The organism is Flavobacterium panici (assembly GCF_024499525.1).
Classification (GTDB): domain Bacteria; phylum Bacteroidota; class Bacteroidia; order Flavobacteriales; family Flavobacteriaceae; genus Flavobacterium; species Flavobacterium panici.
On record NZ_CP100437.1, the window covers coordinates 1,778,336 to 1,804,077 of the forward strand.

Consider the following 25,742-nt stretch of genomic DNA (forward strand, 5'->3'; position numbering starts at 1 on the left):
ATCCTCCGCAGAGACTCTATTGTAGTTTATTTTCAACAACATATATAGAACCTCTGCCAGCCGCAGAGGTTTTTTTTTGTTCGAAAATTAAACTTGTAAGAATTTTTTTTAAGCCAAAAACAAATTAATCAGCAAAAAGAAATGAAAAAAAATGTACTAATCGTTTTAGGTCTTTTGACATTTTCAGGCCTGTATGCTCAGGATAATAAAACTGAGCAGGATACTTTAAAGAATAACGAACTGTCAGAAGTTACCGTAATTGGAACTCGTAATAAAAATAGAGTAAAAACAGATGTGCCGGTTCCGGTTGATGTTTTTAATATTTCTGAAATAACAAAAGGAGCGCCGCAAACCAGCGTAACCCAGATTTTAAATTATGTTGCACCATCCTTTACCAGTAACGCAACATCAACTGCCGATGCAACAGACCACGTTGATCCGGCACAATTAAGAGGTTTAGGCCCAGATCAGGTTTTAATTTTAGTAAACGGAAAACGAAGACACACCAGTGCCTTAGTAAACATAAATGGATCACCGGGAAGAGGATCTGTAGGGACAGATTTAAATGCGATTCCATCTTTTGCCATTGAAAGAATCGAAGTTTTAAGAGATGGAGCCGCGGCACAATACGGTTCTGATGCTATTGCCGGAGTAATCAATATTGTATTGAAAAAGAACGCTAAATATCTTTCGGGAGGCATTCAATACGGAACTAATTTATCATCTGGATCTAACAATTTTAAAGGCGGAGCCGACGGACAAACGGTACAAGTCGATTTAAATTACGGAACATCATTAGGAAAACCGGGAAGTTTTTTAAATGTTACCGGAACAGCCGTAACAAGACAAGCAACAAGCCGCGCAGGAATTAGAAATAACGGAATTTTTAATGCCTATAATGCTGTAGAAAACAGAGCGGCTCAAAATGGAGTTCAGATCAATTCGCTTTTCAGTAATATCAATACGACTCCAAATTCGGCACAAATTATAAGTTCGATACAACAATACGCACCGCAGGTAAGTTATTTTACGCCGGCACAGCAAACTGCAATTTCATCTGCAACAACAATTACGCAATTACAGACCGCACTTAATTTTGATGTTACCAATAATGAGTTAGCCTACAGAGGACAAGAAAGAGCAGACTATAATATGAGTGTTGGTCAGTCAGAACTGGCTTCGGGACAAGCCTATTATAATGCAAAATATCCTTTAACAGAAACAACTTCATTGTATTCATTTGGTGGAGTATCGTATAGAGATGGAAAATCTTATGCTTTTAACAGACTCCCAAATGGTTCAGGAACTTTCACGCAAGTCTATGAAAATGGATTTTTACCGGAAATCGAATCTGGAATTTTAGATGCTTCTGCAGCGCTTGGAGTAAATACTCAATTATTTGGTTTTGATACAGATTTGAGTTCAAACCTGGGGACAAACTCTTTTAAATATGATGTAAACAATACGATTAATGCAACTTTGGGCGTAAATTCTCCTTCAAGTTTTGATGCCGGAAAAGTTTCCTTTTTACAAAGCACAACGAATTTAGATTTCAGCAGAAAATTTGATTTCCTTGCAGGTTTAAACGTTGCATTTGGTGGAGAATTCAGATATGAAAATTACCAAATCAAACAAGGAGAAGAAGCTTCATACGGATTATATGATGTAAACGGAGCTTTAGTTTCGGGAGTTTTACCAACTACTTCACCTTTAATTGTTACAGATTTCTTTGGAAACAAACGTGGAGCGGGAGCGCAGGGATTTTCAGGATTTCAGCCTTCAGATGCTAAAGAAAGAGACAGACGAAGCGGTGCAGCTTATATTGATTTAGAATTAAATGCAACCGAAAACTGGCTTTTAAACGGAGCGGCGCGTTATGAAAACTATTCAGATTTTGGAAGTACGGTTACTTTTAAACTAGCTTCTCTTTTAAAACTAAATGATAATATCAACTGGAGAATTTCTGGACAAACAGGTTTTAGAGCGCCATCCTTACAACAAAAATACTTTGAAGCAAGCTCAACTCAGTTCATTAACGGATCTCCATATCAGGTTGGATATTTTACAAACGATTCTCAGGCGGCAAAAAGTATTGGTGTAGAAAATTTAAAACCAGAGAAATCAAAAAGCATCAGCACAGGATTTACTTTTAAAATTCCGGAAGCTAATATTACAATCGCAACCGATGCTTATTTTACAAGAATCAACGACAGAATTGTCTTGTCAGGACAATATGCAAGACCTACAGATGCGCAGATAAATGCCGCAACATCACAAACACAAAAAGATGCCTTGACATTGTTTCAACAAGCTTTTGATTTGAAAGGTGTAGAAAGAGCTTCGTTCTGGACAAACGGAATCGACTCTGAAACAAAAGGAATTGATGTCGTAATTTCTCAAAAATACGACGTAATTCAGGATTTTGTGATCAGAAATGATTTTGCTTTAAGTTATAACGAAACAAAAAGAGTAGGAGATTTACATATTCCGCAATCTATTGTGAATGCAGGTGGAGATCCTTATATATATTCATTTTTTCCTGAGTCAAGCCGAGTGTATTTAGAAGAAGCAATTCCGAAATTGAAAGCGAACTTAACAACCACTTTTAGCATCAAAAAACTGGATATTTATTTAAGAAACAGTTATTTCGGAAAAGTAACAGATCCTGGAGCAACAGATGTTAATTTAGATGGATTTGCTTCTGTATACGAGCATCCTGAATACAGCGCAAAACTGGTTACCGATTTATCTTTTGGATATCAAATCAACGAACATTTTAGAGCAACTGTTGGTTTTAATAATATAGGAGACGTTTATCCGGACAGAAATAATCCGTCAACTCCGGCTTTCACAAATACAACTCCAACTTTATCTCCGGCGCCAAGTACAGACTTGACAAATGCAAATCAGTTTGCGTATTCAAGAGCCGTATCACAATTTGGATTAAACGGAAGATTTGGATTTGCGCGTTTGAGCTTTAAATTCTAAGCAAAAAGAATAGGCCACAGATTTTACGGATTAAACGGATTAGCACTGATTTTTTTTAATCAATGTAATCTTTGACAAAATTGGATTAATATAAGATAGACCACAGATTTTAAGGATTAAACGAATTAGCACTGATTTTTAAAATCAATGTAATCTTTTTAATCTGTGGCTAACCTTTTCAATCCATGTAAATGGTTTTTATATTACATAGGGTTGGTATTAAAAAAGAAAACCCGTGCCAATTCGTTTAATCTGTAAAATCTGTGGTCAATTTTTAAAAAGAAAGCCAGCATTTTAGGGACTTACAAAAATTTAACGTTAAATATCAAAATTTTATTTGGCAGTTAAATAAATAAATATTACATTTACTCTATCGAATTAGTCGAGTTTAAAAAAGAATTAAATTTTAAATTAAAATGAAAACAATAGCAAGAAATAATATGATGTGTTGTAGTATGATGCAAATGTGCATCCAACCTTGCTGTTGCCAAAAGTAAAAAGATAAAATCTTTGTTATAGTTAAACTATAAGCCCTTTTGGTCGCCATCCGAAAGGGCTTTTTTCATTTCCACACTTAAAATTTTAAAATCATGAAAACACTAAATTCAATCGCCATAGAGTATTTATTGAGAAACGATTCTCAAACAAACAATAATAGATCAGAAGAGATCACAAAAGAAGTTGTCAGAATAAAATCGGAGCAAGATAGAAAAAGCCAAAAATCATTACTGTTTCAAATGTATGATCTTGAAATAGAAGGAGAACTTCCTTTTGCGTAAATCAATTGACAATTTCAATTTCAAAAATCAATTTCAAAGTCAAATACCACTTTATATAGTATTAACAATATTTAAAAAACTAAGAAATCATGAGTACACAAAAATTTGCAACAAACGCATTACATGCAGGACATGATGTAACTAAAAATTCTGGAACAAGAGCAGTGCCAATTTACCAAACATCATCATACGTATTTAATAACGCAGATCATGCAGCTAATTTATTTGGTCTTGCCGAAGCCGGTTTTATCTACACCAGATTAAATAATCCAACAAATGATGTTTTAGAACAACGATTAGCAGCTCTCGAAGGCGGAATTGGAGCTGTAGTTACAGCATCTGGAGCATCGGCAATTTCAACAACTTTTTTGACTTTGCTAAGAACCGGCGATCATATCGTAGCGTCAAATAGTTTATACGGCGGAACGTATAACTTATTAAGTGTAACATTACCGCGATTAGGAATTACAACCACTTTTGTAGATCCTTCAAAGCCTGAAAACTTCACAAAAGCAGCAAAAGAAAATACCAGAGCATTCTTTGTAGAATCACTGGGGAATCCAAAACTGGATGTATTAGATTTAAAAGGAATTTCGGCGGAAGCCAAAGCATTCAAAGTGCCATTTATAGTAGATAATACAGTTGCGACACCTTATTTATTAAACCCAATTAAATATGGTGCCGATATTGTAATTCACTCCTTAACAAAATATATTGCCGGAAACGGAACTTCATTAGGCGGCGCGATCATCGATGCCGGAACTTTTGACTGGTCTAACGGAAAATTCCCTGAATTTACAGAACCTTCTGCAGGATATCACGGATTAGTATATCACGAAGCTTTAGGAAATGCCGCCTTTATTGCAAAAGCAAGAATTGAAGGTTTACGTGATTTTGGAGCAGCTTTAAGTCCATTTAATGCTTTCCAGATTATTCAGGGACTAGAAACCTTACCAATCCGAATTAAAAAACACAGCGAAAATGCTTTGGTTCTGGCCGAATGGTTAGAAAAACAAGATGAGGTGGTTTGGGTAAATTACCCAGGTTTAAAATCAAGCAAATATTATGATTTAGCAAAACAATATCTTCCTGAAGGACAAAGCGGCGTGATCACTTTTGGACTAAAAGGAGGTTTTGATGCTGCTAAAAAAGTGGTAGACGAAACAAAATTGTTCTCACTTCTGGCTAATATTGGTGATACAAAATCGTTGATTATCCACCCGGCGAGTACTACGCATCAGCAATTGTCAGAAGAAGAGCAATTGGCGACAGGAGTTTCAAAAGATTTAGTCCGACTTTCAGTTGGAATAGAAGATGTAGAGGATTTAATTGCCGACTTACAATTGGTTTTTGAAAGCGTAACTCAGTCACAGTACAGTATTAATAAAAATTAGGTTTTTTTGTTTTTTGTTTGAAAAATTGCCTTTAGCAGCGTGAGTTCTGCTAGAGGTGATTTTTTATGAAAAAAGAAATCAAGATAAAAGTTTCACCATATAATAAGGTATATAAGTTCATTGTAGAGACGCACCAATTTATTGGAACGTCTAAAATTATAAACGTTGATAATTAAATGAACTTATATTACTTATATGGTTTACTAATTACAGATATGTTTTAAAAAATTAAAATTATGTCAAAGCTTAAAATAAATATTATCCTTTTCGGAATAGGAAATATAGGAAGTACATTAATCAATCAGATTATAGAAAGTCAGGAGTTTTTTCTGCAAAGTAAAAACGTCGATTTTCACTTTCCAATAATTACCAATTCTACCGTTGCCTTTTTCGAGAAAGAAGGTGTGGGATATGCGTGGGAAACCAATTTTAGAGAATTGGCTGTTCCTTTTAGAGTGCAGGATATTGTCGAATTTGCAAAAGAAAACGAGTTCGAAAATCTAATCGCTGTTGATGCAACCGCAAGTGATGAACTTATTGGTCATTATAATACGTTGATCGAAAACGGATTTAATATTGTTGCTGTCAATAAAAAAGCAAATACACTGCCCATTGATCTTTATAAACAATTGAGAGAAAATCTTAAAAAATATGACAAAGAGTTTTTGTATGAAACCTCAGTCGATACCGGTTTTCCTGTTTTGCAGACTTTAAGGGATTTGTATTTCTCAGGAGAAAAAATCACCAAAATTAGAGGCGTATTTTCAGATAATCTGAGTTATGTCTTTAATCGTTTTTCTGCCGAAGAAAACACATTTTCATCTATTTTAAAAGACGCAAGCCTTCTCGGATTAATGCGCTCTACTTTTAAAGAGGATTTATCCGGAAATGACACCGCAAGAAAACTGTTGATTTTAACCCGTGAAATAGGCAAAGAATTCGAATTTTCAGATATTAAAATCAATCCTCTTATTGGAGAAGAACATTTAGAGAAAAACGGAATCCTTAATAAAGATGCCATTGACCGATCGTTTAAGATTGCCAAAATAACCCAGAAAGACAATCATGTTTTAAGATATATAGGAGAATTTGATGTCGAGAAAAATACATTAGAAGTAAAATTAGTTTCAGAACCTATTACATCGGCCATTGGACAATTAAAAGGTTCCGACTCTATTTTTGAAATTTATACCCAATCTTATGCCAGTACACCCATTGTACTACAAAGTGCGTCGCCATGCAAACAGGCCATTTCAAGAGGTTTAATTACAGATATTTTAAAAGTAGCTGAAAAGATTAAAAATAAGGAAGCAGTCTGGCTATAAGTGGTTGTAATATTAGTAGTTCTTTGACAGATTGAAACTAAAAAGTAAAGTTATTTTTTGTAAGATTATACTTCGTTTGGTTCAAATTGTAATTTTGTAGGATGTTTTTTAACGATAAAAAGCTGTTTTTTAACGTTTTTTAAGAAAAAATAGGGTTTTATAACTTGGAATATTGAAAAAATATTCGCACATTTGTAAGACAAGTAAGAACTGTTAAAAACAGCTGATTAATTGTTAAAATAAATATAGCTTTTGAGATCTTAATCACATCTAAAAAAAGCTTTTTAAAGAAAAGTAAATGCAAGATTTTTTAAAAATAACTGTCAAATCGCAAATGAATAAGTCCCTACAGATGAACATGATGTTTAATGTCGCACGTATTTGTGTACACGTCTGTTGATACTAAAAGTATATATAAGTTCTATAAAAACTTAAACCCTTTTGGTATTAAAATCCAAAAGGGTTTTTTTATTCCGTTTGGCAAGCATAACAAAGAATTAAAGGAAATATAAAGATTAAAAAATAACTAACTTAAACTTAATAATATGAGCGCAATAACTTACTTAAGAAAAAAACTTACAGGGTACAGAAGTGCAAAAGCTGAAAGAAACAATCCGCCGCCTGTAAACGAATTAATCCATCCAAGTTTCGGTGTAACTGAAACAGATAAAAAAGCGGAGAAAAAAGCACCAAATTCATTATTGTTTTTGATGTACTCAAAAGAAAATGAAACCCTTTTCATCTAACTTGAAAAGCAGCCATAAAATAGGTTAAAACCTGCATGACTTTACTGGGCATAATGTTCGGTAATTTTGTGCGTACAAAAGTTTCTGATTGAATTATGTTTAAGAAATTGAGTAATCAGTTTCATTAAAATTTGTTAGTTTAAGAAATTAGTAGTTAATTTGCACCGTTAAGTTCAAAAACGTATTGAAATGTTATAAAGAAAGGAGGAGGGATTAGACCCGATGAATCCTTAGCAACCCTTCGTTAATTCGAAGAAGGTGCTGCATTCTACCACGTCCAAACGTGGAAAGATAACAACAAGAATTTTTCTAGTTTCAACTCTAGACTTTCTTTCTAATATTTCCACATACAAATCAATAATAAATAGATTTGAAATTGGAAAATATACCAAGTCCCATTATAATTCAAGATTTCATCACCGAAAGTGGTGCGCTGTATCCGTCGTTACCGTTAAGTTTTACACTTTCCGGGAAACCGCTGTATACTGCCCCAATTGTTTTGGTAAATCACGCCTTAACCGGAAACGCTCACGTTACCGGAGAAAACGGCTGGTGGAATGATTTAATAGGCGAAGCAAAAACTATCGATACCAATCAATATACAGTTTTGGCATTTAATGTTCCCGGAAACGGAAACGATTCGTTTATAATCGAAAATTATCAGGATTTTACAACCAGAGATATCGCTAAGCTTTTGATCAAAGGATTAAAAGCTTTAAGTATTGAACAGGTATTTGCCATCATCGGCGGTTCTGTTGGCGGTGGAATTGCCTGGGAGATCCTGGCTTTGGAACCCAACATTACTGAACATTTAATCCCAATTGCAACCGACTGGAAATCGACCGACTGGATGATTGCTAATTGTTTTCTGCAAGAACAAATTCTGAACAATTCTTCAAAACCAATTGAAGATGCCAGAATTCACGCCATGTTGTGTTATCGATCTCCGGAATCATTCAAAGAAAAATTCCAACGCACCATCAATCAGGATCTTTTGATTTTTAATATTGAAAGCTGGCTGGCACATCACGGAAAAAAACTACAGCAGCGCTATCAATTAGCATCATACAAATTGATGAATCAGCTGCTTAAAACTATAGATATTACCCGAAATAGTGAGGATTTCGAAACGTTAATATCCAAATCAAACGCTGCGATTCATATCGTGGCTATTAATTCAGATTTGTTTTTTACACCAAAAGAAAATCTGGAAACCTACAATGAATTAAAGAAATTTAAAAACAATGTTTTTTACAGCGAAATTGATTCCGTTCACGGACATGACGCTTTTTTAATCGAGTACAAACAATTAGATCATTTACTTGCCGATATTTTTAAGGCAGAAACAATAGCAAAATAAAATGAAAATATTAAAATTTGGTGGTAAATCATTATCAAACGGAGAAGGGCTTAACAAAGTAGTTTCAATCATTTCTGATAAAGTAAATCAAGGCGAAAAAATTGCCGTGGTTGTTTCTGCACGCGGAAATGCGACAGATGAATTAGAAGATATTTTAAGAATTGCTGCCAAAAACGGAAACTACAAACCGCTTTTAGAAAGCTTTAAAGCATACCAGACTTCAGATTATCCGAAAGTTGATTTATCTGAAGAATTTAATATTTTAGATAAATTATTCGAAGGAGTAAGCTTAATTGGCGATTATAGCAACAAAATCAAAGATCAGATTTTGTCTAAAGGCGAATTGCTTTCGGCTAAATTATTGACTTCAATTTTAGTAGAAAAAGGAATTCCTGCCAATTTCGTTGACACAAGAGAATTATTAAAAACCGATTCTAAATTTGGTGACGCTCAGCCTTTGGAACAACTTTCAAAGAAAAACGTTATCAACTATTTCAAACTTCATAACGGTGAAACAGTAAATATCGTTACAGGTTTCATTGGTTCAAACAACAACAACGACACGACAACTTTAGGAAGAAACGGAAGTAACTATACCGCTTCGTTAATCGCAAATTATCTGGATGCCGAAGAACTTCAAAACTTTACACACGTTGACGGAATTTACACAGCAAACCCGGATTTAGTTGCTGATGCTAAAAAAATCGAATATTTATCGTTTAATGAAGCAAACGAATTAGCGAATTTTGGAGCAACAATTCTGCACGCCAAAACGATAATTCCTTTATTAGAAAAAAATATTCCGCTTCGTATTTTAAACACATTCAATCACGAAAACCACGGAACATTAATCACTTCAAATTCTCAAAAAGAAGGAATTAAAACACTTTCTGTTTTAGAAAACGTTTCTCTTGTAAATCTTGAAGGACGCGGATTACTTGGAAAATCTGGCGTTGATGCCCGTATTTTTAAAGTAATGGGTGATCACAACATCAGTGTAAGTATCATTTCGCAAGGTTCTTCAGAAAGAGGAATCGGATTAGTTGTGGCAAAAGAAAAAGCAACATTGGCAATGGTGGAATTAGAAAAAGAGTTTGAAAACGACTTTTATTCTAAAGATGTAAACCAAATTACGGTTACGGATAATGTTTCGGTAATTTCGATTATTGGACAGGATTTAAGTACGTTCCACAAACCATACACTGCATTAATCAAAAATAAAATAGTTCCAATTTTGTTCAACAACACTGTTACGGGGAAAAACGTGAGTTTGGTTGTGAAGAAAGAAGAACTAAACAAAGCCTTAAATGTTATTCACGGAGAGATTTTTGGAGTTTCTAAAAAAATCAACATCGCGATTTTCGGTCACGGATTGGTGGGAGGAACGTTGATCAATCAAATTTTAGAATCGGCTTCTTCAATTGAAAAACGTAAAGATATTAAGCTGAATGTTTTCGCAATTGCGAATTCTAAAAAGCTTCTTTTAAATAAAAGTGGCGTAACTTCAAGCTGGAAAAATGACATTGAAACTAAAGGCGAACCGTATACAATCAAAGATATTATCGCTTATGCAAATGAGTATCATTTAGAGAACTTAATTGCGATTGATAATACGGCAAGTGCATCATTTGTAGAAAATTATGTTCCGCTTGTAGAAAGCAGTTTCGACTTGATTTCTTCAAATAAAGTGGCCAATACTTTGACGTATGGTTTTTATAAAGAACTGAGAAAAGCTTTGGCAGAAAACCAAAAGAATTATTTGTATGAAACCAATGTTGGCGCAGGTTTACCTTTAATTGATACGATTAAATTATTACATCTTTCTGGTGAAAATATCACAAAAATTAAAGGAGTTTTCTCAGGGACGTTGAGTTATTTATTCAATAATTTCTCTGCAAAAGATGTTCCGTTCAGCGAAATTCTGAAAGAAGCGATTGATAACGGATATACAGAACCAGACCCGCGTGAGGATTTATGCGGAAATGATGTGGGAAGAAAATTATTGATTTTGGCGAGAGAATTAGATTTACAAAATGAGTTTGAAGAAATCTCCATTCAAAACCTGATTCCGGAACATTTACGTGAAGGAAATGTTGCTGATTTCTTGACGAAATTAAAAGAATTCGATCCAATTTACGAGAAAATAAAAGCCGATCAAAAACCAAATCATGTATTAAGATACATTGGTGAATTGTCTGGTGATTTACAAAATGATAAAGGAAATCTAGAAGTAAAATTAGTTTCTGTTCCTTCAGACACTGCTCTTGGTGGTTTAAAAGGTTCTGATTCTTTCTTCGAAATTTACACAGAATCTTACGGAGATCGTCCAATTGTTATTCAGGGAGCTGGTGCAGGCTCTGCGGTAACGGCAAGAGGAGTTTTTGGAGATATTTTGAGATTATCTGATAAAGGGTAATTGATTTTAGAATTTAGATTGCAGATTTTAGAGTTTAGATTTAAGATTTGTTCTAATTGAGTTTAGTTTGTCATTTCGAGGAACGAGAAATCGCACACGAAACTCCACAACAAAATGCCCTCAATCTTTGTCGACAATCTGGTGCGATTTCTCGTTCCTCGAAATGACAAGATTGCGGAAAATTGAATTAAAAAAAAAGAAAAATAACATGAAAGTAACTTTGAACAGAGTAAATGACGCTTTTCATTTTAAACTTAAAAATGAACGCGGACATATAGTTGACGTTGACAGCAGAGCCGAATTCGGCGGAAGCGATTTAGGCGCAAGTCCGATGGAGTTGGTATTAATGGGCGTTGCAGGATGTAGTGCAATAGATATGATTTCGATTTTGAAAAAGCAGCGCCAGGAAATCACTTCTTTTAACGCTGAGGTTGATGGAACACGCGTACAGATTGATGAAGCTAAACCTTTTAAAGAAATCGATGTGGTTTTTTATTTAGAAGGCGATATCAATCCAGAAAAAGCACAGCGTGCCGCACAGCTTTCTTTTGAGAAATACTGCTCAGTTGCTAAAACTGTAGAACCAACAGCAACAATCAATTACAAAGTTGTTTTAAACAACATTCAATTAGAAAATTAGTCAATTTAAGAATTAGATAATTCTTTGGGCTAAGTATTAAATAATGAAAGACTATTTCGCGAAACTCTGTGATCACTTTGTGAAACTCTGCGAAATAAATCTTTTAAACACACAACATAATGAACGAACAAGAATTTGGTTTTGAAACTAAAGCCATACGTACACATTTAGAAAAAACACAATTTCAGGAACATTCAACTCCTTTGTATTTATCATCAAGTTTTATATTTGAAGATGCAGAGGATATGAGAGCTTCTTTTACAGAAGAAAAAGTCCGAAATATTTACTCTCGTTTCAGCAACCCAAATACAACAGAATTTGTAGACAAAGTTTGTGCAATGGAAGGTGCCGAAGCTGGTTATGCTTTTGCAACCGGAATGGCTGCAATATACTCTACTTTTGCTGCATTGTTAGACTCTGGAGATCATATTGTTTCTGCAGGAAGCGTTTTTGGATCAACTCATGCATTGTTCATGACGTATTTTCCAAAATGGAAAATTGAAACTTCTTATTTTGATATCAATAAACCGGAAACTATTGAAAGTTTCATCAAACCAAATACTAAAATTCTATACGCTGAAACACCAACAAATCCTGGTGTAGATGTAATTGATTTAGAATTGTTAGGTCAAATTGCGAAAAAGCATAATTTGATTTTAATAATTGACAACTGTTTTGCAACGCCATATATTCAACAGCCTATTAAATATGGTGCGCATTTGGTAGTTCATTCGGCAACAAAATTAATAGACGGACAAGGTCGTGTTTTAGGAGGAGTTGTAGTTGGAGAAGCGGAGTTAATTCGTAAAATATATTTGTTTTCAAGAAATACTGGGCCGGCAATGTCGCCATTTAATGCATGGGTTTTGTCAAAAAGTTTAGAGACTTTGGCAGTTCGTGTAGACAAGCATTGTGAAAATGCTTTAAAAGTGGCTGAATTTTTAGAAAGTCATCCAAATGTAAATAGTGTGAAATATCCGTTCTTGAAATCACATCCAAAATATGAAATTGCCAAAAAACAAATGCTTTTAGGCGGTAACATTATTGCGATTGAAATTAAAGGCGGTCTTGAAGCAGGTAGAAAATTTTTGGACAAAATTAAATTATGTTCTCTTTCGGCAAATATTGGTGACGTAAAAACGATTGTAACACATCCTGCCTCAACAACACACAGCAAATTATCTGAAGAAGATCAATTAGCTGTTGGAATCACACAAGGTTTGGTTCGTGTTTCTGTAGGTTTAGAAACAGTAGCAGATGTAATTGCTGATTTAAAGCAAGCGCTGGATTAAATAATTTTAGATTTCTGATTTTAGATATTAGATTTTCTAAACCGTATAATGACGATTTTTGACTGTAAATTTATTACTGTTAAAAATCGTCATTCTTTTTTGATGGTTATTTGGGTAAAAAATATATTTTTGTTTTCGTTATAATTTAAATCTATAATAATCAATTTAATAAACGACCAAACCATGAGTAACTCTACTTACATTCTTGATGAAAAATTATTGGCATCCGGCGGAAGCCGATTTGTAAACTATATTTTAGATATAGTTGTAATCCTTGCTTTAATTTTTATTATTTCTTTAATGATTGCTTTTTTAGGAAATTTTTTGGGCTGGAATGATCTTTTGTACTGGCTTGGTAATTTGAGTGATTTTGAAGGACAGTTAGTTTTTATTGTTATTTCTGTTTTTTATTATTCATTGTCAGAAGGTCTTTTTGGAAGATCACTTGGGAAATTTGTTACGGGAACTGTTGTGGTAGATGAAAATGGCGAAAAACCTTCTTTCGGAACGATTTTTAAGAGATCATTATGCCGACTAATTCCTTTTGAAGTTTTTTCTTTTTTAGGAAGCAGAGGCTGGCATGATTCAATTACTGATACTTATGTTGTCAATAAAAAAGATTTGGAGAAAGAAGTAAAACTATTCCACGAATTCAATTTAATAGGGAACACCGAACTAAATTGATAGAATAAGTAGAATATAAATCTCAATCTGTTATTTTTCTCATTTAAAAAGCCTATTTTTGTTGCAGAATAATATGAAGCTTGTAAATTTTAAAAATAATCTAAAATTTACAGTCTGAAATCTAAAATTTAAAGATGCTTTCAAAGAAAACAAAATACGGAATTAAAGCTTTAACCTATTTAGCCAGACGAGAAAATAACGAACCTGTACAAATAGCTGAAATTGCAAAAAGTGAACATATTTCGATAAAATTTCTGGAAAGTATTTTATTATTATTGAGGAATTCAGGATTTCTTGGAGCTAAAAAAGGTAAAGGCGGCGGATATTATTTAATAAAAGATCCAAAAGATATCAGTATGGCCAAAGTATACCGAATTCTTGAAGGGCCAATTGCATTGCTTCCGTGTGCAAGTCATAATTTCTACGAAAAATGTGATGACTGTGATGATGAATCTACCTGCGCAGCACGACGTTTAATGACAGAAGTAAGAGATAATACACTTAAAATATTAGAAAGCAATTCTCTGGCAGATATCGCTTTTTAAGTTTAAACCATATAAGTTATATAAGTTCATTTTAGTAGAGACGCACAGCAGTGCGTCTACATTTAAACGATGATAAATTAAATGAACTTATATAACTTATATGGTTTTAAAAAAAATATTTTAAAAAATCAATTTATATCCTGCCAGGAAAAGCATTACAGCGATAGCATTTCTAAGGAATAAATCCGGTACTTTTCCGCTTAAACTACTTCCTATGTAAATTCCGGGAAGAGATCCCAATAATAATTGTCCTAATAGCGCTAAATCTAAATTCCCCATAGAAGCGTGGCCAATTCCTGCAACTAAAGTCAACGGAACAGCATGGGCAATTTCAGTTCCTACCAAACGAGGAGTTGGCAAAAGCGGATAAAGGAAAAACAAAGTTACAGTTCCTAAAGCGCCGGCTCCAATTGAAGTTAAGGTTACAGTAGCTCCCAGTAAAACTCCAATTCCTACAGTAAGCATATTTTGAGTATGGCTTTCGCTGTGAAATTTATCTCCGGCATGTTTTTGAGAAAACTTTAAAATTCTGTTTTTAAATATAATAGCAATTGAGGTGAACAATAAAGCCCAGCCCAAACTGTATTTAATTACACGATTAATAGTTTCAATATCTGTTTTAATACTATTTAATATCCATAAAGTCACTAAGGCAGCAGGAACACTTCCTAATGTGAGCCAGCCGGTAATTTTCCAGTTTATATTTCCCTTTTTATTGTGTACAAATACACCGCCGGCTTTAGTAAAAGCGGCATAAAGCAAATCTGTTCCCACTGCGGTTGTTGGCGGAATATTAAAAAATAATAAAATTGGAGTCATTAAAGAACCGCCTCCAACGCCGGTCAATCCTACAATAAAACCTACTACTAAACCTGCAATTACAAGACCTATTTGAAAATCCATACAAAAAATTTGTCGCTAAAATAACGACATTTTTATAATTATCCTATGGAAATTGTAGAGATTAAGATATATTTATATAACCAAACATTTAAAAGGAATATATTGTTTAAATATGATGTTATAGCGCATTATTTGTGAAATTAATTCAATTATTTGTTTCAACGTGATCCAGAGTAAGTTAAAGGTTTAAAAAAACGAGAATATTTGTTTTGATTTTTAGAAATAAATAGTATTTTTGCAAAGTAATCTATTAACCCGATAGGGTAATAGGCTTTGAAAACAAATCGAATCATTTTAATATGGAAAGAGAACTGAAAATAAATACCGCCGATTCTTTTAAAGAAAAGCTATGGATTGGAATTCCTGTTGTTTTACTAGTAAGTTTATTAACTGTATTAATATACAATCATTACACTGAATTTTCGTGGAATGGATTTGTAGAAGGATTTAATGAAGAATTTTTAGTGTTTTTTGCCATTGGAGTTTTCGCTCAATTAGTTGACGGAACTTTAGGAATGGGCTACGGAGCAACTTCAACTTCATTTTTATTGGCTTATGGAGTTCCACCGGTTGTAAGCAGTACGGCAGTTCACGTATCTGAAATGTTTACAACAGGAGCGTCGGCACTTTCACATCATAGATTTGGAAACATCAATAAAAAATTGACAAAACATTTATTAATTCCAGGTGTTTTAGGTTCAATTACAGGAGCTTATTTATTGTCTGATGTTATTAATGGGGATGTTATTAAACCATTTATTGCGGTTTACATGATTATTTTAGCAGTTGTTATTATTAGAAAAGCATTGAAAAAAACAATTGTAAAGAAGAAAACGAAAAGATTAGGCGCTTTAGCTGTTTTTGGAGGTTTTATGGATTCGGTTGGCGGCGGAGGCTGGGGACCAATCGTAACTTCAACATTATTAGGAAGAGGAAGAAACCCGAGATACACAATTGGTTCTGTAAATGCAGCTGAGTTTGCGATTTCATTTGCAAGTGGTATTACTTTTATGCTTTTTGGAGGAATCCACGGCTGGCAGGTAATCATCGGATTAATTTTAGGAGGCGTTATTTCAGCACCATTAGCAGCATATTTGGTAAACAAAATCAAAAGAAAACCAATGATGGTTGCGGTTGGGATTCTAATTATATTATTGAGTTTAAAAACATTATCTAAATTATTGTAATTCTTTAGATACGGAGAAAGAGATTATGAGTGCGATTATTGTACAAGAATTATTAGAGGAAACAAAAGATTTTTCGCTGGATCAAACCTTAGTTTTTTTAGCAGAAAAATTTCCGGGGAAAGTAATTTTTTCCACTTCTTTTGGACAGGAAGATCAGGTGATTACAGATTTTATTGCAAAAAGTAATACTGATATTACCGTTTTTACTTTAGACACGGGAAGATTATTTCAGGAAACTTACGACGTTTTTCACAAAACATTAAAAAAGTATAAAAGACCTATTGAAGTTTATTTCCCAGAAGCTGCGGCGGTAGAAAATCTTCTAAAAGAAAAAGGGCCGAATAGCTTTTACGATTCGGTAGAAAACAGAAAAGAATGCTGTTTTATTCGAAAAGTAGTTCCGTTGAGAAAAGCTTTAGCAGGAAATTCAGTTTGGATTACAGGTTTAAGAGCCGAACAATCAGAAAATAGACAAGATTTGCATTTGTTTGAATACGACGGAAACTTCGAAATTATAAAATTCAATCCATTATTAAAATGGACTTTAGAAGAAGTTGAAACGTATCTGCAAGAAAACAATGTTCCTCAAAATGCTTTACACAAACAAGGTTTCGTAAGTATTGGCTGCGCGCCGTGTACAAGAGCAATTTTCCCAGGCGAAGATATCAGAGCCGGAAGATGGTGGTGGGAATCAAGCCATAAAGAGTGTGGTTTGCATAGCGCTAAGAAAGAGTAAGTCTAGATTTTTAGAGGCAAGAAGCAAGAGACAAGAAAATAGAGAATAGAATAAAGAATATAGATTTAAAGTTCCGAAGGAACGATCCATATTGTAGCGCCGGATTTTAATCCGGGGAAGAATAGAAAACAGAATAAATAGTGTAAAGTTTTAGAGTAACTTAAAACCTGAAACTTGAAACTAAAAAATATCAAACAAAAAACAATGAGTTCAGTATTAAAAACAAACGCTTTAGAGAGTGAAGCGATATACATTTTCAGAGAAGTAATTTCACAGTTTGACAAACCGGTTTTACTTTTCTCAGGAGGAAAAGATTCTATTACATTAGTGCGTTTGGCGCAAAAAGCATTTTTCCCTGCTAAGATTCCGTTTCCTCTGTTGCACGTTGATACGGGACACAATTTCCCTGAAACAATCGCTTTCAGAGATAAATTGGTAGAAGAATTAGGTTTGGAATTAATCGTTCGTAATGTTCAGGATGCTATTGATGAAGGAAAAGTGGTTGAAGAAACTGGTAAATATTCAAGCCGTAACAGCTTGCAGACAACAACACTTTTAGATGCAATTGAAGAATTTAAGTTTGATGCTTGTATTGGCGGTGCACGTCGTGATGAAGAAAAAGCAAGAGCTAAAGAACGTATTTTCTCAGTTCGTGATGATTTCGGACAATGGGACGAAAAAAATCAAAGACCTGAGTTGTTTGATATTTTGAATGGAAAAATTGAAAATGGACAAAACGTTCGTGTTTTCCCAATTTCAAACTGGACAGAATTAGATGTTTGGAGTTATATCGAAAAGGAACACATCGAGATTCCATCAATCTATTTTTCACATAAAAGAAAAGTTTTTTTGAGAGACGGTTTAATCTGGTCGCATTCTCCTTTTGTGTATCAGGAAGAAGACGAACAAATCGAAGAACGAATTGTTCGTTTCAGAACCGTTGGAGATATGAGTTGTACAGCAGCAGTTGAATCTTACGCAGCAACAATCGAAGAAGTTGTTGGCGAAATCAGAGAATCAACTATTTCTGAAAGAGGAGCCAGAATCGATGACAAACGTTCTGAAGCTGCAATGGAAAAGAGAAAACAACAAGGATACTTTTAATAATTGTTAATTATGAATTGTTAATTGTAAATGCAATTCAGAACGAAATTTTAAAAGTAAAAATCAAGAAAACAAAAAATATACAGACTTATAAGTTTCGAGAGAACATGAAACCTGAAACTTTAAACCTGAAAACAATATACAAGAATGGAAGTTTTAAAAATAGCAACAGCAGGAAGTGTAGATGACGGAAAAAGTACTTTGATCGGGAGATTATTGTACGATACAAAATCATTGACAACTGATAAAATAGAAGCAATCGAAAAAAGCAGTAAACAAAAAGGATACGATTACCTTGATTTTTCTTTGGCAACTGACGGTTTAGTAGCAGAAAGAGAACAGGGAATCACGATTGATGTTGCGCATATTTATTTTTCGACTGCAAAGAAAAGTTACATTATCGCCGATACTCCGGGTCACGTAGAATATACAAGAAACATGGTTACAGGAGCTTCAACTTCTCAGGTTTCAATTATTTTAATCGATGCCAGAAAAGGTGTTATTGAACAGACATATCGTCACTTTTTTATCAATAATTTATTGAGAGTAAAAGAAGTAATTGTTGCGATTAACAAAATGGATTTAGTTGATTATTCAGAAGAAGTTTTCAATAAAATTAAAGCCGATTTTCAGGCATTAAATGCAAAAAGTACTTTCAAGGAACAAAATGTAAGTTATATTCCGTTAAGTGCAATCAACGGCGGAAACGTGGTTGATAAATCTGAGAATATGCCTTGGTACGACGGACAAACTGTATTGGAACATTTAGAAGGATTACATGCTCATGATGTTTTTGAAACAGGAAAAGCACGTTTCCCGGTTCAGACTGTGATTCGTCCTAAAACTGAAGAATACCACGACTTTAGAGGTTACGCAGGAAAATTATACGGAAACTCAATCAAAGTTGGAGATGCCGTAACAGTTCTTCCTTCTTTAACAGAATCAAAAGTATCTAAAATTCACTTTTTCGATAAACAATTTGACGAAGCCGTTGCAGGTTCTTCAATCACAATCGAATTAGAAAATGATATCAATGTGACGAGAGGTGATATGATTGTAAAATCATCAGAACTTCCAAAAATTGAAAAAGAAATCACAACAACAGTTTGCTGGATGGACAGCAAAAAACTGGTTGCAGGAACAAAATACATTGTACAGCACAATACAAATTCGGTTTTAGCAAAAGTAGAAAGTATTAAAAATACAATTGCTACAGATTACTCAGGAACGACAGAAGCTTCACAACTAGCTATCAACGAAATTGGAGAAGTAACGATCAAATTAAGCAAACCGTTATATTTTGATTCATACAATGAAAACAAATCGAACGGAGCTTTCATCTTAATTGATACAGCAACAAACACAACAGCAGGAGTAGGATTCATTCGCTAGTTGATAGTTGATGGTTTTTGGTTGATAGATATTCTGCCAGCAAACCAACAACCAACAACTGACAACCAACAACTAAAGAGAAATGGAAAGTTTTAGAACAGAAATAGAAAATCCGGTAGTTCAAAGAGAGATTATCGAATTAGAAAAAAAGATTCATTTATTCCGTGGAGGAAAAATTGATGATGAGCGTTTTCGTAGTCTTCGTTTAGCGCGTGGAATTTACGGTCAGCGTCAGGAAGGCGTTCAGATGATTCGTATCAAATTGCCGTATGGAAAAGTTACCAGCGAGCAATTAGTGCGTATCACACAAGTTTCTGATGAATATTCTACAGGACGTTTGCACATTACGACACGTCAGGATATCCAGATTCACTATGTGAGTTTAGACAGAACACCAGAACTTTGGGCAGATTTAGCTAAAGACGATATTACGCTTCGTGAAGCTTGTGGAAACACGGTTAGAAATATTACAGGAAGCGAATTGGCTGGAGTTGACGTAAACGAACCATTTGATGTTTCGCCTTATGCACACGGACTTTTTCAATATCTGTTAAGAAACCCAATTTGTCAGGAAATGGGACGTAAATTCAAAATTTCGTTCTCTTCTTCAGACGAAGATACGGCGCTGAGCTATTTACACGATTTAGGATTTATTCCTAAAATTAAAGACGGACAAAAAGGTTTCAAAATCATGTTTGGAGGAGGTTTAGGATCTCAGCCAGCGCATGCTGAATTACTTTCAGAATTTGTTCCGGTAAACGAAATCATTCCAACAGCAGAAGGAATCATTCGTATTTTCGACAGATACGGAGAACGTGCAAAAAGAATGAAAGCGCGTATGAAATTCTTAATCAAAGAAATGGGGAAAGATGTTTTCCTTGATTTGGTTGAAAAAGAGAAAAAAGCCATCGCTTTTGAAACATACAAAATAGATACAACAGCTTTTGACGGTCCAATTCCAGAACCATTATTAGAAGTTCCACAAGTTACAATCGAAGATACAAAAGCGTATGAAGCGTGGAAAAATTCGAATGTAATCAAGCAGAAACAAGACGGTTATTATGCTATTGGAATCAAAGTTTTATTAGGAGATTTTTATACTGATAAAGCGAGATTATTAGCTGCTTTGATTAAGAATTACGGAGCAAATGAATTACGTTTTTCATTGCGTCAAAATATTGTAATACGTCACATAAAAGAAGAGAATTTGCCTTTCTTTTATCAAGAATTAGCCAAATTAGATTTTGTTCAATTAGGATATAATTCAGTTGGAGATATTACGGCATGTCCGGGTACTGATACTTGCAACTTGGGGATTGCAAGTAGTACCGGTATTGCAGAAGAATTAGAAAGAGTTTTAACGGCAGAATATCCTCAGTATTTAAACAACCGCGAAATCGAAATTAAAATTTCAGGTTGTATGAATGCTTGCGGACAACACAATATGTCTGCAATTGGATTCCAAGGAATGTCTATCAACTCAGGAAAACTAGTAGCTCCGGCTTTACAGGTTTTATTGGGTGGAGGAAGATTAGGAAACGGAGCAGGACGTTTTGCCGATAAAGTAATCAAAGTGCCTAGCCGTAGAGGTCCTGATGCATTGCGTACCATCTTAAATGATTTTGATGCTAACGGAAGCGGACAAAAATTCCTTGATTATTATGATACAAAAGGAGAAAAGTATTTCTACGAAATCTTAAAACCGTATGCTGATGTAACCAATTTAACAGAAGCTGATTTTGTGGATTGGGGTAACGCAGACAATTACGTAAAAGCAGTTGGAGTTGGAGAATGTGCTGGAGTTGTGATCGATTTAGTTGCGACATTATTATTTGAAGCGAAAGAAAAATTGATCCTGGCTCAGGAATCTTTCGACAACCAAAAATGGTCAGATGCAATTTATCATGCTTACGCAGGATTTGTAAACGGAGCAAAAGCTTTGTTATTGTCAGAAAACCAAAAAACAAACCATCACGCAGGAATTGTTGATTTGTTTGATACCGTTTTTATCGAAAATAATAAAATCGAATTAAACTCAACTTTTAAAGACTTGGTTTACCAAATCAATAAAAATGAACCATCAGAAGTTTTCGCTAAAGATTACATTGCTCAGGCAGTAGTTTTCTTTGATAAAATCGAAACTTTCAGAGCTCAGGAATTAGAAAATGCTTAATATAAAACCCAAAATAACTTTAGTCGGTGCAGGTCCGGGCGATCCTGATTTACTTACGCTGAAAGCTGTAAAAGCATTGGCTGAAGCAAATGTGGTTTTATACGACGCTTTGGCCAACGAAGAAATTCTGGATTACGCGCCAAAAAGTGCAATTAGAATTTTTGTTGGAAAAAGAATTGGAAATCATGCTTACACGCAAGATCAAATCAATCAGTTGATTGTAGATAATGCTTTGACATACGGAAACGTAGTCCGATTAAAAGGAGGAGATCCATTTATTTTTGGAAGAGGAGGCGAAGAAGTGGAATTTGCAGAAAGCTTCGGAATTGAAACGATTGTAGTTCCTGGAATTTCATCTGTAGTTGCCGTTCCTGCAAGTCAGGGAATTTCAATAACTAAAAGAGGAGTTTCAGAAAGCTTTTGGGCGATTACTGGAACAACTTCTGATAGAAAATTATCTTCAGATGTAGCTTTGGCAGCACAATCATCTGCAACAGTTGTGATTTTGATGGGAATGCACAAATTGCCTCAAATCATCGAGTTATTCCAGAAAGAAGATAAAGGAGGTTTACCTGTTGCGATCATTCAAAACGGAACAACAACAGAAGAAAAAGTGGGAGTTGGAACAGTAGATTCGATTTTAGAAGTTGTAAAAGAAAAAGAACTAGGTTCACCAGCGATTATTGTTCTTGGAGAAGTTGTGAGAGAAAGCAACAAACTAAAAGGATTTTACGAAGAATTTCTATCAAAAGAAATCGCAAGATAAAGTTCCGAAGGAACGATTCATATTGCAGCGTCGGGTTTAAACCCGATGGACGTATGGCAATAACGTTGAATTTTAACCCAATTTTGCCAAAGAGAATGTTCCGTTAGGAACATTTGGTCGGTAGAAAAAAATAAATGTTCCCAATAAAAATGTTCCGTTAGGAACAATTCGTTGGTAAATCATCTAATTTTGATTAGATGAAAATAAATTAAAATGGAACAAAACGAATTATATCCAATATTTCTAAAGCTACACAATTTAAATGTACTGATTGTAGGCGGAGGAAATGTAGGTCTGGAAAAGCTTTCTTTCTTGCTAAAGTCAAGTCCGAATGCAAATGTTGAGGTTGTAGCAAAAGAATTTCATTTAGAAATCAAAGTTTTAGCAGAAAACCATCCTTCAATTACGTTGACCAAATCGAAGTTCAAAAAGAAGATGCTCAAAAAACGTCACATGGTAATTGCCTGTACAGACGATTTGAAAGTGAATAAAAAGGTTTACGAATTATCGAGAAAACGTTATTTGATTTGCAATATTGCTGATACGCCCGATTTATGTGATTATTATTTAGGCGGAATAGTAACAAAAGGAAATGTAAAAATTGCTATTTCAACCAATGGAAAATCACCAACAACGGCCAAAAGGCTTCGGGAATTTTTTGAAGAAGTAATTCCAGAAGATATAAATCAAATGGTTGAAAACCTCAATGAATATCGTAAAACCTTAAAAGGTAATTTTGAAGAAAAAGTGAAGAGAATGAATGAGATAACCGATTCATTGAAGAATAAAGAATAACAAAAAAGTTCCGAAGGAACAATTTATATTAAAGTGTTGTCCCAATAGCTATCGGGACAATCCAATGGATGAACGACGAGAAATGAATAATGATAAAAATCATTGTCAGGAGAATAAATTATTCGTTTCTTTGTATTATTAAGAATGATTATAAACAACAACCATAATGATTAAAACAGATATACTTATAATTGGAGCAGGACCAACAGGTTTATTTGCCGTTTTCGAGGCAGGATTGTTAAAATTGAAATGCCATATTTTAGATGCTTTGCCTCAGCCAGGAGGACAGCTTTCAGAATTATATCCTAAAAAACCTATCTATGATATTCCAGGTTTCCCAGAAGTTTTAGCGGGAGATTTAGTTGATGGTTTAATGGAGCAAATTAAACAATTCGAGCCAGGTTTTACTTTAGGAGAGCGTGCAGAAACAATCGAAAAACAAGAAGACGGATCTTTCATTGTAACTTCAAACAAAGGAACTAAATTTCACGCGCCTGTTATTGCAATCGCTGGAGGTTTAGGAAGTTTTGAGCCTCGTAAACCACTTATTGAAGATATCGAGTTTTATGAAGATAAAGGAGTAAAATATTTCATCAAGAATCCTGAGAAGTTTAGAGATAAAAGAGTTGTAATTGCAGGAGGAGGAGATTCAGCGTTAGACTGGTCAATTTTCTTAGCAAATGTAGCTTCAGAAGTAACTTTAATTCACAGAAGAAACGAATTTAGAGGCGCTTTAGATTCTGTAGAAAAAGTACAGGAATTAAAAACAGCTGGAAAAATCAAATTAATAACTCCAGCAGAAGTTATCGGAATCAATGGTGCTGAGCACGTTGAATCATTAGATATCGAAGAAAACGGAGCACACCGTAAAATCGAAACGGATTATTTTATCCCGCTTTTCGGATTAACACCAAAATTAGGTCCAATTGGAGACTGGGGATTAGAAATCGAGAAAAATGCAATCAAAGTAAACAATGCATTAGATTACCAAACCAACATTCCGGGAATCTTTGCCATTGGAGACGTAAACACATATCCAGGAAAATTAAAGTTAATCCTTTGCGGTTTCCACGAAGCAACTTTAATGTGCCAGGCTGCATACGGAATCATCAATCCAGGTAAAAAATATGTATTGAAATATACAACAGTATCTGGTGTAGACGGTTTCGACGGAACTCGTAAAGAAGCACCAAAAGCGGTTGTGAAAGCGATTGTCTAGTTTCTGAGATTCTAAGTCCTAAGACACTAAGATTTCTATATAAAGCTCAAACTTTTAGTTTGGGCTTTTTTTAGCTTAATCCCTTAGAAACTTAGGATCTCAGAACCTAAAAAAACGTATCTTTGTAATTATAAATTTTGATAATCATGAATTTAGAAGCTAGAAAATATCAATTTATTCAAGAGTTGGCTAAGGTTGAAGATGAGCGCATTTTAGAGAAACTGGAATTGGTTTTGAAAGCAAATCAGAATGATTGGTTTGATGAATTATCAGAATCGGAGAAAAACGAAATTCAAATTGGAATAGATCAAGCCGAAAAAGGGGAAGTTGTAAGCCACGAAGATGTTATGAAAAGATTTTCAAAATGGCATTAAAATTTATTTGGACTTCACAAGCCGTAAAAGGTTTTAATAAAATTGTTGATTATCTGGAAGAAAAATGGACTAAAAAAGAGATTTTAAACTTAGAAGATAAAATCCGGCAAGTAATAAATCAAATCAATTTAAATCCCGATCAATTCCCAAAATCTGTAAAAAACGAATCTTTACATAAAGCAATTGTAGACAAAAATAATTATTTAGTTTACAGACTAAATAAGGAATCCAACACTATTGAAATTATCAATTTTAGAGGAACAAAACAAAAGCCTAAATACTAAGTGAAATATCAAGTTTCTAAGATTTTTATAGAAAGTTCAAACAAAATTTGAGCTTTTTTATTTTAACAAATAATAGTCTCCTTTTATTTAAAATATAGCCAGTGGTTGAACCACTGGAACGCAATCCATACACAATAAATGATTACAATACGAAAAGAATTATCACAATACGTTTCCCGTGGTTGAAACCACGGGCTATATTTGAAAAACAGAAGTTAATTTTAAAACTTAGAACCTAAGTATCTTAGAGTCTCAGCATCTTTAAAAAAACATTTGCAAATAGAAACCCTATTTCATACCTTTGCACTGTTCTTAAAATTATTGTCAGTTATCACGAAAGGCGGAGGGATAGACCCGATGAAACCTTAGCAACCCTTTATCATAAAGAAGGTGCTAAATTCTACTTTATACAACATTTTCCAGTATTAAAGATAGATAACACAAATACATTACTCGTATTTCTCAAAACTTTTCCAGACAACTACAATATTTACTGAAACAGATTCTGTATCAGGAGCGAATCATTGGCGCATTTTTGCAGTCAATAGTTCCCGCTTTGGCCTATATCTCTCCATTTCATTGCGAGGATACCGGCTCAAACAAAGTTCACTGAACTCCTATGAAAATAGAAATTAAGTGA

22 protein-coding genes and 2 riboswitches are annotated in these 25,742 nt (G+C 34.1%); of the genes, 21 read left to right on the forward strand and 1 reads right to left on the reverse strand.

Annotated features, from left to right (window positions below; genetic code table 11):
- Window positions 1-141: 141 nt before the first annotated feature.
- The 11 genes from NLJ00_RS07875 (at window position 142) to NLJ00_RS07925 (ending at window position 14,169) form a co-directional block, all read left to right on the forward strand.
- Window positions 142-2,988 (forward strand): TonB-dependent receptor plug domain-containing protein, encoded by a 2,847-nt coding sequence (locus NLJ00_RS07875; RefSeq protein ID WP_256636810.1) that lies wholly within the window; start codon window positions 142-144, stop codon window positions 2,986-2,988.
- Window positions 2,989-3,578: 590 nt separating this feature from the next.
- Window positions 3,579-3,767: a hypothetical protein gene (locus tag NLJ00_RS07880; protein ID WP_256636811.1), complete on the forward strand. Its 189-nt coding sequence runs from the start codon at window positions 3,579-3,581 to the stop codon at window positions 3,765-3,767.
- Window positions 3,768-3,856: 89 nt separating this feature from the next.
- Complete coding sequence (locus NLJ00_RS07885) at window positions 3,857-5,161, forward strand: O-acetylhomoserine aminocarboxypropyltransferase/cysteine synthase family protein (protein ID WP_256636812.1); 1,305 nt, start codon at window positions 3,857-3,859, stop codon at window positions 5,159-5,161.
- Window positions 5,162-5,397: 236 nt separating this feature from the next.
- The gene (locus tag NLJ00_RS07890) at window positions 5,398-6,486 is read left to right on the forward strand and encodes a homoserine dehydrogenase family protein (protein ID WP_256636813.1); all 1,089 of its coding nucleotides are present in this window, start codon (window positions 5,398-5,400) and stop codon (window positions 6,484-6,486) included.
- A gap of 545 nt (window positions 6,487-7,031) precedes the next feature.
- The gene (locus NLJ00_RS07895) at window positions 7,032-7,232 is read left to right on the forward strand and encodes a hypothetical protein (RefSeq protein WP_256636814.1); all 201 of its coding nucleotides are present in this window, start codon (window positions 7,032-7,034) and stop codon (window positions 7,230-7,232) included.
- A 189-nt stretch (window positions 7,233-7,421) separates the two neighbouring features.
- A riboswitch (SAM riboswitch) is annotated at window positions 7,422-7,530 on the forward strand.
- 78 nt (window positions 7,531-7,608) lie between these two features.
- The gene (locus NLJ00_RS07900; protein WP_256636815.1) at window positions 7,609-8,592 is read left to right on the forward strand and encodes an alpha/beta fold hydrolase; all 984 of its coding nucleotides are present in this window, start codon (window positions 7,609-7,611) and stop codon (window positions 8,590-8,592) included.
- Window position 8,593: 1 nt separating this feature from the next.
- Complete coding sequence (gene thrA / locus NLJ00_RS07905) at window positions 8,594-11,008, forward strand: bifunctional aspartate kinase/homoserine dehydrogenase I (RefSeq protein WP_256636816.1); 2,415 nt, start codon at window positions 8,594-8,596, stop codon at window positions 11,006-11,008.
- A gap of 208 nt (window positions 11,009-11,216) precedes the next feature.
- The gene (locus tag NLJ00_RS07910; RefSeq protein ID WP_256636817.1) at window positions 11,217-11,648 is read left to right on the forward strand and encodes an OsmC family protein; all 432 of its coding nucleotides are present in this window, start codon (window positions 11,217-11,219) and stop codon (window positions 11,646-11,648) included.
- A 119-nt stretch (window positions 11,649-11,767) separates the two neighbouring features.
- Window positions 11,768-12,940: a trans-sulfuration enzyme family protein gene (locus tag NLJ00_RS07915; RefSeq protein ID WP_256636818.1), complete on the forward strand. Its 1,173-nt coding sequence runs from the start codon at window positions 11,768-11,770 to the stop codon at window positions 12,938-12,940.
- A 183-nt stretch (window positions 12,941-13,123) separates the two neighbouring features.
- Window positions 13,124-13,624 carry an RDD family protein gene (locus tag NLJ00_RS07920; protein ID WP_180856419.1) on the forward strand — a complete coding sequence of 167 codons (501 nt, stop codon included), beginning with the start codon at window positions 13,124-13,126 and terminating at the stop codon, window positions 13,622-13,624.
- Window positions 13,625-13,758: 134 nt separating this feature from the next.
- Complete coding sequence (locus NLJ00_RS07925) at window positions 13,759-14,169, forward strand: RrF2 family transcriptional regulator (RefSeq protein WP_012023576.1); 411 nt, start codon at window positions 13,759-13,761, stop codon at window positions 14,167-14,169.
- Between the two features lie 120 nt (window positions 14,170-14,289).
- Here the strand turns inward: NLJ00_RS07925 and NLJ00_RS07930 are convergent, their stop codons facing one another.
- Window positions 14,290-15,072 carry a sulfite exporter TauE/SafE family protein gene (locus tag NLJ00_RS07930; RefSeq protein ID WP_053470096.1) on the reverse strand — a complete coding sequence of 261 codons (783 nt, stop codon included), beginning with the start codon at window positions 15,070-15,072 and terminating at the stop codon, window positions 14,290-14,292.
- Between the two features lie 299 nt (window positions 15,073-15,371).
- Between NLJ00_RS07930 and NLJ00_RS07935 the strand changes: the two genes are divergently transcribed.
- From NLJ00_RS07935 to NLJ00_RS07980, 10 genes are all read left to right on the forward strand, one after another.
- A complete protein-coding gene (locus NLJ00_RS07935) occupies window positions 15,372-16,259 on the forward strand; it encodes a sulfite exporter TauE/SafE family protein (RefSeq protein WP_180856418.1) in 888 nt (295 codons plus the stop codon).
- A gap of 25 nt (window positions 16,260-16,284) precedes the next feature.
- On the forward strand, window positions 16,285-16,995 hold the full coding sequence (locus NLJ00_RS07940; RefSeq protein ID WP_256636819.1) for a phosphoadenylyl-sulfate reductase: 711 nt from the start codon (window positions 16,285-16,287) through the stop codon (window positions 16,993-16,995).
- A 204-nt stretch (window positions 16,996-17,199) separates the two neighbouring features.
- Window positions 17,200-18,099 carry a sulfate adenylyltransferase subunit CysD gene (cysD, locus tag NLJ00_RS07945; protein WP_035645595.1) on the forward strand — a complete coding sequence of 300 codons (900 nt, stop codon included), beginning with the start codon at window positions 17,200-17,202 and terminating at the stop codon, window positions 18,097-18,099.
- 147 nt (window positions 18,100-18,246) lie between these two features.
- Window positions 18,247-19,491, forward strand: coding sequence for a sulfate adenylyltransferase subunit 1 (locus tag NLJ00_RS07950; RefSeq protein WP_256636820.1), 1,245 nt, complete (start codon window positions 18,247-18,249; stop codon window positions 19,489-19,491).
- A gap of 82 nt (window positions 19,492-19,573) precedes the next feature.
- Complete coding sequence (locus NLJ00_RS07955) at window positions 19,574-21,664, forward strand: HEPN domain-containing protein (protein WP_256636821.1); 2,091 nt, start codon at window positions 19,574-19,576, stop codon at window positions 21,662-21,664.
- A complete protein-coding gene (gene cobA / locus NLJ00_RS07960) occupies window positions 21,657-22,430 on the forward strand; it encodes a uroporphyrinogen-III C-methyltransferase (protein ID WP_256636822.1) in 774 nt (257 codons plus the stop codon). The genes NLJ00_RS07955 and cobA overlap by 8 nt, the downstream gene beginning before the upstream one ends.
- A 213-nt stretch (window positions 22,431-22,643) precedes the next feature.
- On the forward strand, window positions 22,644-23,225 hold the full coding sequence (locus tag NLJ00_RS07965) for a precorrin-2 dehydrogenase/sirohydrochlorin ferrochelatase family protein (RefSeq protein WP_256636823.1): 582 nt from the start codon (window positions 22,644-22,646) through the stop codon (window positions 23,223-23,225).
- 166 nt (window positions 23,226-23,391) lie between these two features.
- The gene (locus NLJ00_RS07970; protein ID WP_180856412.1) at window positions 23,392-24,444 is read left to right on the forward strand and encodes an NAD(P)/FAD-dependent oxidoreductase; all 1,053 of its coding nucleotides are present in this window, start codon (window positions 23,392-23,394) and stop codon (window positions 24,442-24,444) included.
- Window positions 24,445-24,590: 146 nt separating this feature from the next.
- Window positions 24,591-24,818, forward strand: coding sequence for a hypothetical protein (locus NLJ00_RS07975; protein WP_053470103.1), 228 nt, complete (start codon window positions 24,591-24,593; stop codon window positions 24,816-24,818).
- The gene (locus tag NLJ00_RS07980) at window positions 24,809-25,102 is read left to right on the forward strand and encodes a type II toxin-antitoxin system RelE/ParE family toxin (RefSeq protein WP_180856411.1); all 294 of its coding nucleotides are present in this window, start codon (window positions 24,809-24,811) and stop codon (window positions 25,100-25,102) included. Before NLJ00_RS07975 ends, NLJ00_RS07980 begins: the two co-directional genes overlap by 10 nt.
- Before the next feature lie 325 nt (window positions 25,103-25,427).
- A riboswitch (SAM riboswitch) is annotated at window positions 25,428-25,544 on the forward strand.
- The last annotated feature ends 198 nt before the right edge of the window (window positions 25,545-25,742 follow it).

Coding starts and splice junctions, on each gene's coding strand:
- NLJ00_RS07875 (WP_256636810.1), top strand. CDS start 142: ATGAAAAAAAATGTACTAATCGTTTTAGGTCTTTTGACATTTTCAGGC.
- NLJ00_RS07880 (WP_256636811.1), top strand. CDS start 3,579: ATGAAAACACTAAATTCAATCGCCATAGAGTATTTATTGAGAAACGAT.
- NLJ00_RS07885 (WP_256636812.1), top strand. CDS start 3,857: ATGAGTACACAAAAATTTGCAACAAACGCATTACATGCAGGACATGAT.
- NLJ00_RS07890 (WP_256636813.1), top strand. CDS start 5,398: ATGTCAAAGCTTAAAATAAATATTATCCTTTTCGGAATAGGAAATATA.
- NLJ00_RS07895 (WP_256636814.1), top strand. CDS start 7,032: ATGAGCGCAATAACTTACTTAAGAAAAAAACTTACAGGGTACAGAAGT.
- thrA (WP_256636816.1), top strand. CDS start 8,594: ATGAAAATATTAAAATTTGGTGGTAAATCATTATCAAACGGAGAAGGG.
- NLJ00_RS07910 (WP_256636817.1), top strand. CDS start 11,217: ATGAAAGTAACTTTGAACAGAGTAAATGACGCTTTTCATTTTAAACTT.
- NLJ00_RS07915 (WP_256636818.1), top strand. CDS start 11,768: ATGAACGAACAAGAATTTGGTTTTGAAACTAAAGCCATACGTACACAT.
- NLJ00_RS07920 (WP_180856419.1), top strand. CDS start 13,124: ATGAGTAACTCTACTTACATTCTTGATGAAAAATTATTGGCATCCGGC.
- NLJ00_RS07925 (WP_012023576.1), top strand. CDS start 13,759: ATGCTTTCAAAGAAAACAAAATACGGAATTAAAGCTTTAACCTATTTA.
- NLJ00_RS07930 (WP_053470096.1), bottom strand. CDS start 15,072: ATGGATTTTCAAATAGGTCTTGTAATTGCAGGTTTAGTAGTAGGTTTT.
- NLJ00_RS07935 (WP_180856418.1), top strand. CDS start 15,372: ATGGAAAGAGAACTGAAAATAAATACCGCCGATTCTTTTAAAGAAAAG.
- NLJ00_RS07940 (WP_256636819.1), top strand. CDS start 16,285: ATGAGTGCGATTATTGTACAAGAATTATTAGAGGAAACAAAAGATTTT.
- cysD (WP_035645595.1), top strand. CDS start 17,200: ATGAGTTCAGTATTAAAAACAAACGCTTTAGAGAGTGAAGCGATATAC.
- NLJ00_RS07950 (WP_256636820.1), top strand. CDS start 18,247: ATGGAAGTTTTAAAAATAGCAACAGCAGGAAGTGTAGATGACGGAAAA.
- NLJ00_RS07955 (WP_256636821.1), top strand. CDS start 19,574: ATGGAAAGTTTTAGAACAGAAATAGAAAATCCGGTAGTTCAAAGAGAG.
- cobA (WP_256636822.1), top strand. CDS start 21,657: ATGCTTAATATAAAACCCAAAATAACTTTAGTCGGTGCAGGTCCGGGC.
- NLJ00_RS07965 (WP_256636823.1), top strand. CDS start 22,644: ATGGAACAAAACGAATTATATCCAATATTTCTAAAGCTACACAATTTA.
- NLJ00_RS07970 (WP_180856412.1), top strand. CDS start 23,392: ATGATTAAAACAGATATACTTATAATTGGAGCAGGACCAACAGGTTTA.
- NLJ00_RS07975 (WP_053470103.1), top strand. CDS start 24,591: ATGAATTTAGAAGCTAGAAAATATCAATTTATTCAAGAGTTGGCTAAG.
- NLJ00_RS07980 (WP_180856411.1), top strand. CDS start 24,809: ATGGCATTAAAATTTATTTGGACTTCACAAGCCGTAAAAGGTTTTAAT.